We start from the raw sequence: 13053 nt of genomic DNA on the forward strand, positions 1-13053 counted from the left end.
TTCATCAACCTTTGGGACGAGTTCTGGGACCGGAAGCCCGTCGATGGATGGCTGGCATCGGTCTATCAAGGTAGCCATGCAGCCTTGAGTTAAACAGTTGGGCGCGCCACTGGTACCGCGCATATCTCGATGCTCCCGACCCGGCCGCGGCCTTCGCAGCCTTTGAGCTGCTTCTGTCATGCCTCGATGGTCGGGCATCTCTTTGGATCAAAATAAGATCTTAATTGGAGCCCGGTGAACTATGTCTGAAAGCTCACTGGGATTCCAACGTGCATGAACTAAACGACGTCATAAAAAAATCGCGAGCCAAGCTGAAGAAGACTCTATTTCACACCGCCATCATGGAGCAAACTCAGCACCCGTGGCTATAGCCGTACGGCCTGTCCGCCAGACTAGGCTGTCGATCGACGGTCTGCGTGGGCTCAAGTGTGGGAGGTTCACCAAATCTCAGAGCGCTTGCGCGCCTTCGTTAAGCCCGCGAGTTAGTCACTACCGTAGTAGGGCTCATGCTCCATCTCGCGCTCTTGCCGATCCTCGTAGATATAGTCCAAACCGCCGGCTTCAATTTCAGCGCTACCCGTAAGCGCTAGATCGCACGTCGGGCAGCGGAACTCTTCGCCGACGAATTCGCGGTCAACGATCTCCCAGATGGCTTCCTCATCGCGCTCTTCGCTGATGTCTTCACCTGTTTTCTCGCCGGTTATGAAGGCGCGGCAGTTGCAGGCCGGGCAGATCTCCGTCCAAATTGCGTGTTTCAGAAATTCGCGGACACCCATTCCGCTAATTCGCGGACAGCGATTTCAGTAATTACGGGACAGTGATTCCGCTAGTTCCCGGACAGTTTTCGGTGCGGATGTAACGGTCGGTTCTCGGGAGCGCCGTTCTGGCATTTTGCCCTCTCATCATCGGGTTGAGAGGGGCCATGCCAAGACGGAAGCAAGCGAGACGAACGACAGTGAAAGACCTACGATCAATCCTGCGCCTGACGCATGAGCAGGGCCTCTCGGTGCGTGCGGTGTCGGAACGGCTGAAGATCAGCAAGACTTCGGTTTCGACCTATCTGTTGCGGGCCCGTGAGGCTGGCATCTCGGACTGGCCGCTGCCGCCGGGCTATGACAATGACGCATTGCTTGAGCGGCTTCTGTTTCGCCGGGTTGGCCGTCCGCCGCAGGATCTGGACGAGCCCGATTGGGCGATGATCTCGCGCGAGCTGAAGCGCAAGGGCGTGACGCTGACGTTGTTGTGGCAGGAATACCGCGCGGCGCACCCCGATGGTTATGGCTACACATGGTTTTGCGACCGGTTCGGCGCTTTCCAGCGCCGGTCGAGCGCGACGTTCCGCAACCGCCACGAAGCGGGCGCGGTGATGCAGACCGACTATGCGGGCCACACCGTGCCCGTCGTTGATCCCGATACTGGCGTCATCTGCCAGGCTCAGATCTTCGTTGCGGTGCTGGGCGCGTCGTCCTTCACCTTCGCCCATGCCAGCTTCAGCCAGAAGCTGCCGGATTGGATCGAGGGCCAGTGCCGGGCACTCACCTTCTTCGGCGGGGTAACTAAGGCGATCGTCTGCGACAATCTGAAGGCCGGCGTCGCCAAGGCGCTGTGGTTCGAGCCGACGCTCAACCAGACCTTCGCCGCCATGGCCGAACATTACGACACGACGATCCTGCCGACCCGCAGCCGCAAGCCGCGCGACAAGGGCAAGGTGGAGGGCGCGGTGCTGATCGTCGAGCGCTGGGTCCTGGCCCGGCTGCGCAACCGGCGCTTCTTCAGTCTCGGCGATCTCAACGCCGCAATCGTGGTGTTGCTGGAGGATCTGAACAATCGCCCCATGCGCCATGTCGGCAAAAGCCGCCGGGAGCTGTTCGAGGAGATCGAACGAACGGCCCTGTCGCCATTGCCGCCGGCGCCGTTCGAATATGCGGAGTGGAAATCGGCGAAGGTGCATCCCGATTACCATGTCGAGATCGACAGGACCTTCTACTCGGTGCCGCACGCGCTGATCGGGCGGCGCGTGGATGTGCGTCTCACCCACCGCGTGGTCGAGCTCTTCCATGATCACAAGCGCGTCGCCAGCCATGTCCGCCGCTCGCAGCGCTGCGGCCATGTCACCGTCAACGAGCACATGCCCAAGGCGCACCAGCGCTATGCCAACACGACGCCGGCGAACCTGATCCGGCAGGCAGCCGGGATCGGCGCCAACACCGCCATCCTGGTCGAGCGGATGATGCGCGACCGGCCCCATCCCGAGCAGGGATACCGCTCCGCGTTTGGCATCCTCTCGCTGGCCCGTCGCTACGAGCGGGATCGGCTCGAGGCAGCCTGCGCGCGGGCACTGACCATCAATGCGATCACCTACTCCTCCGTCAACGCCATCCTCAAATCCGGCCTCGACCGCGTGCCGCCCGCGGCCGAGCCGGTCAAGCCCACGCCATCGCACACCAACATCCGCGGCGGCTCCTATTATCAATGAAGGAAAGGAAACCAACCATGCTGACACATCCAACCCTCGACCAGATGCAGGCTCTCGGCCTTGGCGGAATGGCCGCCGCCTATCGGGACCTGGCCGACCAGAGCAACGCCGACGATCTCGGTCGCGAAGAGTGGCTTGGCCTGATGCTCGATCGTGAAGCCGCCATGCGTGCCGACAAGCGTCTGACCAACCGTCTCGCCGTTGCCAGACTACGCTTTGTCGACGCCTGCATCGAGAACATCGACTTCGCCGCGCATCGCGGGCTCGACCGGCGCAATACGCTGTCGCTGGCCCACGGCGCCTGGCTGAAGGCGCATGAAAACCTCATCATCACCGGGCAGACCGGCACCGGAAAGACCTGGCTGGCCTGCGCCTTCGGACGTCAGGCCGCCCGGCTCGACCATTCCGTGCTCTACCTGCGCATGCCGCGCCTGTTCGAAGATCTCGCCCTGGCGCGTCTCGACGGCCGCTTTCCCCGTCTCATCGACAAACTGGCTCGGGTGCAACTGCTCATCCTCGACGACTGGGGCACCCACAGCCTGACCGACCAGCAGCGTCTCGATCTGCTGGAAATCTTCGAGGAACGCTATCGCCGGAAATCGACGCTGATCACCGCGCAACTGCCAATCGCCCAGTGGCACGCCATGATCGGCGAGCCGACAATCGCCGACGCCATTCTCGACCGGATCATCCACAACGCCCATCGCGTCACCCTCGAAGGCGACAGCATGAGAAAGCAAAAAACACCGCCGCTCTTGACCGGCGCCGAAAACGGCGAAATCAATCGCAAATGAGCTCAACCAGGCAACCGAGGACCGACCCCATCCTGCTGTCCGCGACTTAGTGAAACTGCTGTCCGCGATTTAGCGGAACGACTGTCCCGTTTTTGCGAAATGCGCATCCAAATCTCGTCATAGTCCCCCTCAAAGAGGTCCCTTTGATGCTGTGGCTGCCGCAATAGGGCCTCAGCCGCCAAGCGCTCCCGCTCCGCTTTCTTCAATGCCTTGAACTGTTCCTTGGCGGCCTCGACGCGAAGCTTGACTGCCGAATCAAGGGCTTGGGCAGCTTCATCAAGCAACTGACGCGGAGCCTTTGCATCGGCCGCCCCCAGCCATTGTTCCAGCGAGATCCCATCTGGTTAAGGATCGTGTCGCAAGCATGCCAATAGCGCGCCTCCCAGGCGTCAAGACGCATGGTACGAAATGGGAGGTCGGCTGAGTGGAGCTCCGTGTTACGACGCTCCGCGATGTCCTGGCAGAATTTTTGGATGGTCTTGTCGAACCTCGGAACGAGGTGCGCATTCGCCTGCTCACACGCAGGCTCGCAAGAGCTTGATATCAAAACATCCTTTTTGATTCAGATGGGGTGATTGGGGTCTCGGCCGAGCCAGATGATGGCGGCTGCTCCTGTCGAAATGTGAAAACGTGGTCGATGTGAGTCGCCACAAACATTTGGAAGGAGCAGCCATGAAGTACTTTGCCGGACTGGACGTGTCTTTGGAAGAGACCTCTATTTGCATTGTCGACGAGACTGGCCGGATCGTGAAGGAGGCGAGAGCGTTGAGCGATCCGCAGGCGTTGTGTGAAGCGCTGAAGGGGACCGGCTTGCCGCTTGAGCGGATCGGCCTGGAAGCGTGCTCGCTGACGGCCTGGCTTCACGATGGATTGCACGCCGAAGGCTTGCCGGCGATCTGCATCGAGACGCGGCAGGCCAATGCGGCGATGAAGACCATGCCCAACAAGACCGATCGCAATGACGCCCGCGCGCTGGCGCAGATCATGCGCACCGGCTGGTATCAGCAGGTGCACGTCAAGAGCCGGCAGTGCCGGCTTTGGCGCTCGCTGCTGGTTGCCCGCCGCACGGTGCTGAACGAGATGCGTTCGATCGAGAACGTGGTGCGGGCGATGCTGCGCGAGGCCGGCGTCAAACTGGGCTTGCCGTCGCGCAGCGCTTTTGCCGGCCGCGTGCGGGAACTGGCCGGCGCCGACGCCCAGATGATGGCGATGGTCGAGCCGCTGCTTGCGATCCTCGCCGTCATGCTGGGAGAGTTCGCCCGCCTGACCAAGCAGGTTCTCGATATCGTGCGCAAGGAGGAAGTCTGCCGGCGGCTGATGAGCGCGCCGGGCGTCGGGCCGATCACCGCGCTTGCCTTCCGCGCCACGATCGACCGGCCGGAGCGGTTCGGCTCGTCGCGGGCGGTAGGGGCGCATCTGGGGCTGACGCCGGCGCGCTACCAGTCCGGCGAGACCGACATCCAGGGAAGGGTCAGCCGCTGCGGCGATGAACTCGCCCGCACCGCCCTCTACGAGGCAGCGCATTCGCTGCTCGTGCGATCGAAGAAGTGGTCGAGCCTCAGGGCCTGGGGCATGACCATCGCCAGGCGCCGGGGCATGGCGCGGGCGCGGGTGGCGGTGGCCCGCAAGCTGGCGGTCATCCTGCATCGCATGTGGGCCGAGGCAACCGAATTCCGCTTTGGAAAGGAGCCTGCCGCGGTGGCGGCGTGAACCGAGGCCAATCAAAGGAACACGCAACACGAACAAAGCCTTCGCCCGAAAGGGCGATGCCCGGATCGTTCCGTGGGGACGATGGGCGAGGCGATCTCGTTGAGAGTCCCGAACCTGCCGGCCAAAACTCGGCAAAGTCGTGAAACAGATTGAGACGCCTCGCTCTCCTGACCCCATCATGCGGCGGCCAGAGCGCCGACCGCGAAGAGAAGCGAGTGACCCACGGAACGGTCCAGAAAAAAGTGCAGGAGCATCTTGACCTCAACGACCCCAATCAGAGAAGGCTCTCAATCGCAATCGTCAAATAGAGTCCCACAGACTTTCCCTATTCCTTGTAGGGAGGAATCTACCATGGCCGCGACTAATTTGTTCGACGAGCGCCGCCGCGCGGTAATGATTGCGGCTGCAAAACGATGGAAAGCGCAGCCGCCAACGCCTGCGACGACGCAAGTGACGCCATCGGAACAGGCGCGCTACGACGCTCGCCGTTCGAGCTTTGATCAGGCGAGCGAACTGAAGGCACAAGGCCGTCTGCCAGTGTTCGTCGAGCGGAAGATGGGCCCTACCCTTGACTGGACCTGCGGTTTTGGAGACCGAATATCCTTTTCACAACCCATTGCTTACAAAGCGAGATTTGCCACTTTTGTAATTGATGTGCAAGGATTTGTGTAACGCCTAACGACCATTTCTGGGCTTTCCAGTCATCATACGTCTCGTGATCAAGCCGCGCATGGTCCCAGCGAGACGGACGGCTTCAGCCGCCAGTCGCCCCTGTTGGGATGGGCACTAACTCGGCAGCGCCAACATGACTTCGTCGGCCTCAAACCAACCGCTAGCCAGCACGTGTTCCCGCACCGCGCCCGGGTTATCGGTGTAAGCCACCAACGCCAGGCTCCTTTTCGCGCGACTGCAAGTGACGTAAAAAAGGCGTCGTGTCCGTTCGATGGAATTGTCTCTTCCCTCTTGCTGGCTCTTCAAATCGCCCGCCGTCGGGGCCTTTGCACCCAGCAGCTTTTCATAGCCAAACATGAAGCCACGCGCTTCGCTGTCGTCCATCAGAACCATGACGCGATCGAATTCGAGCCCTTTCACGCCTTGGTGGGTGTCGTAAGACGCTTCATGTGCAACATAGGCGGCGTACGGTGCGATCATCGAAAATGGACACTCAAGAAACTCGAGCAGCGCCGCCATATCTTCGCTGGGTGGGTCGGCCTTCTCATCTTCCACCTTCACATTCTCCGTCGAGGTCATTCGCACCGCGAGCACTGCTTTGAGCCTTTCGGGTATGTCAAAGAGTTTCGTCTCGGCTATGCTCTCCAGCACTTGGCCGCAGGATGGCTCGCCGGCCTCCCATAACCCCATAAGATTTTTGATTGCCGTCTGAGCTGCAGCCAACTGGTCCGCCGGTTTTTGCGAAGCCTTTAAGCTATCCTTGCTGAGCAAAGGCGACAGTTCCCGTAAGACTCTGGTGGCTGCAAACTTGTCTCTCTTTTTTTGAGCAGTGACCAACGGCAGCACGCAGTGTGTGAAGAGGCGGGCGGGACCGAAAGTGCCATCCAGGAAACTGGTGCGAAATTCGTCGACGGATGCCAAGGCCTCAAACATCCGTTCGAAACCCATCCGGCGCGCTGCCATATGGTGTTCGAGCGTCAGGATTTTGCAATCATCAATTCTTTTCCAAAGTGGATCGCTGGTGATCTCCGCCATGTATTCCCGGATTTTCTGCTCTAGCGCGGGTTTGTTGTCGGTGCCTGTGGGGAATACGAAGAGGCGAGCCCACCCCTCGATCGCGTCGTCCCGTGGCTCTTGGGTATGTACGTCCGCTGACGAGCGGATCTGGTTGATCAAACGAACGACACGCTTTGGACTGCGATGATTGAGTTTTTTTGCCGGGACTGCCCAGCCTGTGGGGATTTCATCCTCGATCCGGTCTTTTCCGTCAGCGTAGATGCGCTGCATCGTGTCACCGATCAAACCAAGGCTGAAACGGTCTTTGTGTGCCTGCTGAACGCTGAGTAGTGCATCCACGAGGGCGCCGTGGGTGTCTTGGCTTTCGTCGATGAAAAGGAACGGGAACTTTTCGACAAGAAGCCGTTGCATCAGTGGCTTGGTCTGCAGGAACGACGAGAAAATCTTGATCACTTCGCTGTGGTTCAGCGCATTTCGTTCTCGATTGTCACCGTTGGGGTTGTAGGTGAATGTTTTGATCTGATCCAAACGATCAAGACGATGTCCCTTGGACTCGATCTGCGCGAGGCGGGATATGGACGCCTTTGTGCCAGGCCGGCCTTTAACCTCCTCTTCCTGAAGTTCAAGGATTTGGCGCCGGAGCGCGTCGCGCAGCCATGTTCGTATATCGGTGTTGAGGCCTTGGATCTGCTGCCAGGCAAAACTGTGGATGGTCCGGACAACCAAAAGAGGATCATATTCCGTTCGCCGGATGATCTCGTCACAGGCAGCGTTCGTGTATGTGATGACCGCGACCTGGCGGCCACGCAGGCGAAGCTTTTCGCGAAACTTTTCGCGAATGTGTTGGAGCGCTTTCACCAGCGTCCGGGTTTTGCCGGAACCAGCCCCGGCAAACAGAAAAAAGCTCTTAGGATCGTCCAGCCGAAGGGCATCGGCAATCGTCCCATCAACATGATCGTCCATGCTCATGTTGGAGTTAGATTGTACCAGCTCTGTCATGCCGCCAGTCCGGCTAGTTCATTCACCGCTGCTGGAAGGGGATTTTCGATCACTTTCACGATGCCGAGTTCAAGCTGCTTGTGTTCAAGCTGTTTGGCCAGCCATAGAAGCCCAACACGGATGTAAGGTGGTGGAGCGAGGGCGATTGGGTTTTCAATCTCAAGCAGGTCTAATGCGAACTCCGCCTTGTTCCCTCCCTTCAAATGCTCTTTCAGGGCTACCGCCAATGCAGCACTATCTGCACTTTCGGTGATGGCTGTGCGGAATTTTGCAATGAGACCTGTGCCATTGAGGCCTGCGAAGAGGGGCAAGTTCGCATAGACGATCGAATCTTCAAGCGTGTAGGCCAGCGCTTCTGCCGCTGTGCCTTTGAAGGTGATTTGCACCGGACTTTGGTAGGCCACGCAAATCGCGAAGCGCTCATCGGCATATGTCAGAATCTTGTCCACGTCAGGCTTGTCCAGAAGCTCATCGAGGAGAGTGGCTGCCGGACACCAGGTTCGAAGGGTCTGATTGCGGGAGGTATAGTTCTGGCCCCTGACCGGTACTGCGACCTTTCCGTCAGCATCGCAAGAGTCGAGATCGGTGATGATAAGGGTTGTTAGGCCAATTCGCTCGACCAGTGCTTTCATGCGATGGGCGTGGCTTCCACCGATTTCTAGCCAAGTGATGTAGCTCTCGGACAGCTTGGCGAATTCAGCATGCTCGTTCACAAAATGAGGAACGAGAATGCGTTCGGCTGGCCCCTCGATGAAAATGGCCGCATCGGCAAAGAGGAGATCGCAGTGCGTCACCTTAAGGTAGCGGGTGACGAAACGTTTTGTCTCAGCATTGCCGCCAAACGCATCGTTGAGGTTCAGGACGCATGAGGTCGGAATACCCGTTGCATTGGCCGGTAGACGCCGGAAATACCGGAGCGAGTCGAACTCGCATTCGTGCGCGATGTGGCTTGAATGTGTACTTACCACCATCTGGGTGCGGAAGGGTTCTTTGGCTCCGAGCTCGTCGTGATTGCGGAGAATCTTGTACGCTTGGCGGATGAAGACCTGCTGGACCTGCGTATGGAGGTGCACCTCGGGTTCTTCGATAAGGACCAAGTGCAGGGGCGCGATAACCGTTTCATCCCCCGCCTTTGCCTTCGCTTTGCCGACTTTCATCCAGCTGTCGCGAAACGCCATTAAACGAAAAACCATCGATATGAGATTTTGATATCCGAGACCGTTTGATTCTTCCGGCAGATGGAGATTAACGTGTTTCTCTCCATCATGGACCGCGATCTCGAAACGCACTGCAGCCTCATGATTGAGCCCCTCCACTGGTCGCAATCGTGTGGAGATATTCAACCTTGGATCAGTTACACCCGGATATCCTAGCGTATGCATTTCCTTGAGTGGACTTTCAAACCCGTCGGTCAGGCGACCGTCAAAAGCTTGCTGGGCCTGCTCGATCGCCCTTAGCGCGTGCAGGTCTTTCGCGTCCGGTTTTTCATATGGATCAAGGTGGTGGGCGTAATACTGGCGCAGCTGGGTGGACAGCTTCCGAGAACCGGAAGCCGTAGCAGCCTTGTCATCCTCAAAACCGTCGTCACCGTTTCCGAAGCCCCTCTGAGCACTGATCTCGTCGATGCGAATGAGCCCCTTGAAGGGATCTCCTTCGATTGGCTCATTGCCGTTAAGCTGCTGAGGCTGGGCTACCCCGTGCACCGGATCTGCGATGGCCTCCGGATCCAACACGTAATATCTATGGGTGAAATAGCTAGTAAGCCGCCGCTGGAGAAAATCGACCAGGTTTTCAGGCCACAGCTTGACCTCGAACGCAGGCGCGGCGGCCCCCGCTTCACCGGCGAGTGCCGCTGCTTCCTTTTGCAGGGCTAGCACGTCCCCACGGGCTGACAAGTAATCCATTTGCAGCTGCTTGGCGTCGATCGGCTCATAACGGACGCGGACGCCTAAACGGCCAGCGATCCATTCGAGGGTGGGCAAGAGGGGTTGAACATAGTGCAGTTCGGTCTCGGGGACGTCGAGCCAGACATCGACCGATGGCAGCACTGCACCCCAATTCGGGTCAGGCAAGGGTTCCTGTGCCGCCAGGGCCTGCTCCCAAGCCAAGCCCATCAAATTGATGGTGGGCCAGTGGCTCAGGGTGAAGTCGTTGAATGCGAAATTATTTTTTTCCCGCTGAACGAGAAAGTACCGAAGGGCCGTAATTGCAGACGTTTTTCCGCTGTTGTTGGCTCCGACGAAGACTGTTGTTTTCTTCGATAGTCCAACGCGCGTTGAAATCAACTTACGAAAATTCGAAATCTCAACAAACTCGATGTGCATGGCTGTCCCCCTCCAGCCTTAATATAGCAATTAGACGTACAGCGGTACGCCTTCTGCGATCTTCCCACTGATTTGTGCTGCAAAATTAATAGTAATCTCCCATTTGCGCCGGTGTATGCGCACCAGATCGCCACCCCACACGTCGCCCTCGAAAGCAGGAAGCAACCAGGTTATCGGAAAAAAGAAGTTCGGCATGGCTGAGGCGTTGGTGCATGGGTCCGGACTTGAGCGGATGTCGATCTTTGAAGCGGCAGACTATGCCGTGGCCGCCTTGCGGCGGGCGGATTTCGGGCGTGCGCAGGCAAGCATGGGTTGAGGACGGCGCAGCCGATGGCGACTTCGATCTGCTGAACGGGAAGCGACCGTGCCCGCAAAGGCCGCCCGATGGTGGACTTGTATCGCCCTATGGCGGTCTCGACCAGCGAGCGTTTGCCATAACCGTTGGAGACCTGCCATTTCATCCGGCCGTCTCTGCCGATTGCGGCGATATGCTGGTCCCTTTGGCCGGGAGGTCTATCGTCGAATGGTTCGACCGCGTTGACGCGAGGCGGAATGACGATTGCGGCGGTAGCGCTATGATCGATGACTGCGTCGTAAGTCGGTTTTCCGTCATAGGCGCCGTCAGCAGTAAACTGTCCGATCGGACCGCCAATCTGGTCGAGTAGGCTCAACTTGAGAGACATCGCCAGTGTCCTGATCAGTCAGGGTATGGGCAATGATCTCGCCGCTGTCGGCATCCAGTGCCAGATGCAGCTTGCGCCAACTGCGACGGGATCTGGCGCCGTGCTTCTCCTCCAGCCACTGACCCGCGCCGTAGACCTGCAGGCCGGTGCTGTCGACAAGAACATGCACTGGTCCCTCCGGCGGAACCTGGCGATCATGCCGTTTGTTGGGCGATTGCCATGTCCGCGCCCGACGGCTCAGGGTGGTATGATCGGGGACAGCGAGCGCCAGCCCCATCAGTTGCAGAACCGATTCCAGCAAGCCTTCTGCCTGGCGCAGCCGCAGGCCAAACACAAGGCCCAGCGTCAGGGTGGTCTCGATCGCCAGATCAGAATAGCGGTGCTGGCCGCCACGTGTCTTGCGTCTTGGCGCTTGCCACCTGGACAGGGCTTCCGGCGTCACCCACAGGGTCAAACTGCCGCGATGACGAAGTCCTGCCTCATATTCTGGCCAGTTCGTCACCCTGAACTTCATCTTCTCAATATGATGGCGGCGGCCGGTATTGTGTTTGAAAGGCATGGCTACGCTACAAAGGCTATTGCGGTTACCGCTTGCCTAAACCCACACCAATAAACGATCCGTGCACCAACGCCCGGCTTCGACGCAAAAAGACAGTTGACAGCTGACCTAATCCGGCTTCACCGGCACGATCCGCACTCTCGCCCTCAACGTCAAGGCACGCATCGCCCGCGTCGAAAACCCCTCCGATAAGGGTCCGCAGTTCCGCATCTACGCAGGCGCCGTCGAGCTGGGTGCCGCCTGGCAGAAGCGCTCAACCGAGAGCGACCGCGACTACCTCTCGGTCAAGCTGGATGACCCGAGCTTCCCGGCTCCGATCTATGCAACCCTCACCGAAGTCGAAGGCGAGGATGGCTACCAGCTGATCTGGTCCCGCCAGAACCGGGACTGATACATCGAGGCTCCGCCCATCAGGCGGGGCCTTCTCCCTTTCTGCTTTCAAGTCCTCCATACCCATCATCGGATGAAAATGGATGGAAAAATGGATCCCGCCGTGTCATAACCATTCGGATGAAAACGGATGGGACAATGGATGACGGCTCTCGATCTCTCGACATTGCGTATCACGCCCGAGATCCTGTCACTGATCGCGGAGATCGACGAGTTCAAGGGCGCATGGCGTGCCCTTGGCCGCATTGCACCTGATCGTCTGTCAAGCTTGCGTCGGGTCGCGACGATCGAGAGCATCGGATCTTCAACACGCATCGAGGGCGCCAAGCTGAGTGACCGCGAGGTCGAGAGGCTGCTTGCAAACCTCCGGATCGGCTCTTTCTCAAGCCGCGACGAACAGGAAGTCGCAGGTTATGCCGAGGTGATGGAGACAATCTTCTCAGCCTTCGACGCGATCCCCCTCAACGAAAATCATATACGCCAACTTCATCGGGATCTGCTCGCGCATTCGACCAAGGATGAGCGACACCGGGGGAACTGGAAGACCCTTGCCAACAATGTGGAAGCTTTCGACGAGAACGGTGTGAGCCTTGGGGTCGTCTTTGCGACAGCCTCTCCGTTCGATACGCCCGGTCGAATGGCGGAGCTGGTGGCCTGGCAGCAAGCTCAGGAGGCAGATGGGACGTTCCACCCTCTGCTGATCGTCGCTGTCTTCGTCGTGGTCTTTCTGGAAATCCATCCTTTCCAGGACGGCAACGGCCGTCTGTCGCGGGCGCTCACCACCCTGCTGCTGCTTCGGGCCGGCTATGCCTACGTGCCCTACAGCTCGCTCGAAAGCATCGTCGAGCAAAACAAGGAGGCATATTATCTCGCGCTACGCCGCACCCAAGGCACGATCCGCACGGATCGGCAGGACTGGAACCCCTGGATCGAGTTCTTCCTGCGAAGCCTGCAGCGGCAGAAGCAGCGCCTCGAGCGGAAGATGGAGCGTGAGCGCATCCTTCTGGGCGACCTTCCGGAGTTGTCGGTGTCGATCCTCGAGCTGGCGCGCGAGCGTGGGAGGGTGACCGTGATGGACGCAGCCAAGGCCACGGGCGCAAGCCGAAACACGGTCAAGGATCATCTGCGCGCGTTGACCGATGAGGGACACCTGACCCTTCACGGGGCGGGTCGCGGAACGTGGTACGGCCTGAGCTGAAACCCGTGTGAGGAGCCAGCCGGCGCACCGGTATCGAAGCCGTCATCCAAACATGCGCGACCGCCATTGCCATGTCCTATCACCCCTGTTTCCCGGTGCTCCATTGGCGGGCTCGATGGGGCATGTCTGACCGGAGAGCGGCTGCGCCTCGATCGTTTTCCCGCAACGGCACCCGCAGATTTCTTACCCCGGCCGGCTTCGCCTTCCTCCTCTCCCGCTAACAAATCTGCG

At 59.2% G+C, this 13053-nt stretch carries 9 protein-coding genes and 1 pseudogene; 6 read left to right on the forward strand and 4 right to left on the reverse strand.

Translation table 11 applies throughout. The features are described 5' to 3' along the window. Positions 1 to 482: 482 nt before the first annotated feature. On the reverse strand, positions 483 to 776 hold the full coding sequence (locus AC56QX_RS36515; protein WP_497118695.1) for a hypothetical protein: 294 nt from the start codon (positions 774 to 776) through the stop codon (positions 483 to 485). 146 nt (positions 777 to 922) lie between these two features. Between AC56QX_RS36515 and istA the strand changes: the two genes are divergently transcribed. The 4 genes from istA to AC56QX_RS36535 all read left to right on the forward strand — a co-directional run bounded on the left by istA (position 923) and on the right by AC56QX_RS36535 (position 5652). Beyond that, a complete protein-coding gene (istA, locus tag AC56QX_RS36520; protein WP_497118203.1) occupies positions 923 to 2476 on the forward strand; it encodes an IS21 family transposase in 1554 nt (517 codons plus the stop codon). Positions 2477 to 2493: 17 nt separating this feature from the next. Further along, positions 2494 to 3270: an IS21-like element helper ATPase IstB gene (gene istB, locus AC56QX_RS36525; protein ID WP_497118202.1), complete on the forward strand. Its 777-nt coding sequence runs from the start codon at positions 2494 to 2496 to the stop codon at positions 3268 to 3270. Between the two features lie 672 nt (positions 3271 to 3942). Beyond that, complete coding sequence (locus AC56QX_RS36530) at positions 3943 to 4980, forward strand: IS110 family RNA-guided transposase (RefSeq protein ID WP_497111068.1); 1038 nt, start codon at positions 3943 to 3945, stop codon at positions 4978 to 4980. Positions 4981 to 5331: 351 nt separating this feature from the next. Then, positions 5332 to 5652 carry a hypothetical protein gene (locus AC56QX_RS36535; RefSeq protein ID WP_497118696.1) on the forward strand — a complete coding sequence of 107 codons (321 nt, stop codon included), beginning with the start codon at positions 5332 to 5334 and terminating at the stop codon, positions 5650 to 5652. 114 nt (positions 5653 to 5766) lie between these two features. On the opposite strand, the gene AC56QX_RS36540 is transcribed toward AC56QX_RS36535, so the two are convergent. From AC56QX_RS36540 to AC56QX_RS36550, 3 genes and pseudogenes are all read right to left on the reverse strand, one after another. Next, on the reverse strand, positions 5767 to 7668 hold the full coding sequence (locus tag AC56QX_RS36540; protein WP_497118697.1) for a UvrD-helicase domain-containing protein: 1902 nt from the start codon (positions 7666 to 7668) through the stop codon (positions 5767 to 5769). After that, entirely contained in the window at positions 7665 to 9992 is a 2328-nt protein-coding gene (locus AC56QX_RS36545) for an AAA family ATPase (protein WP_497118698.1), read from the reverse strand. The genes AC56QX_RS36540 and AC56QX_RS36545 overlap by 4 nt, the downstream gene beginning before the upstream one ends. A gap of 255 nt (positions 9993 to 10247) precedes the next feature. Beyond that, positions 10248 to 11234, reverse strand: a pseudogene (locus AC56QX_RS36550) (IS5 family transposase). 130 nt (positions 11235 to 11364) lie between these two features. Between AC56QX_RS36550 and AC56QX_RS36555 the strand changes: the two are divergent. Together AC56QX_RS36555 and AC56QX_RS36560 are read left to right on the forward strand one after the other, a co-directional pair. Next, a complete protein-coding gene (locus AC56QX_RS36555; RefSeq protein ID WP_258581250.1) occupies positions 11365 to 11625 on the forward strand; it encodes a DUF736 domain-containing protein in 261 nt (86 codons plus the stop codon). A gap of 141 nt (positions 11626 to 11766) precedes the next feature. Beyond that, the gene (locus AC56QX_RS36560; RefSeq protein ID WP_258580671.1) at positions 11767 to 12822 is read left to right on the forward strand and encodes a Fic family protein; all 1056 of its coding nucleotides are present in this window, start codon (positions 11767 to 11769) and stop codon (positions 12820 to 12822) included. Positions 12823 to 13053 lie beyond the last annotated feature (231 nt).

It is taken from the genome of Mesorhizobium sp. RCAM 06353, from assembly GCF_059683585.1.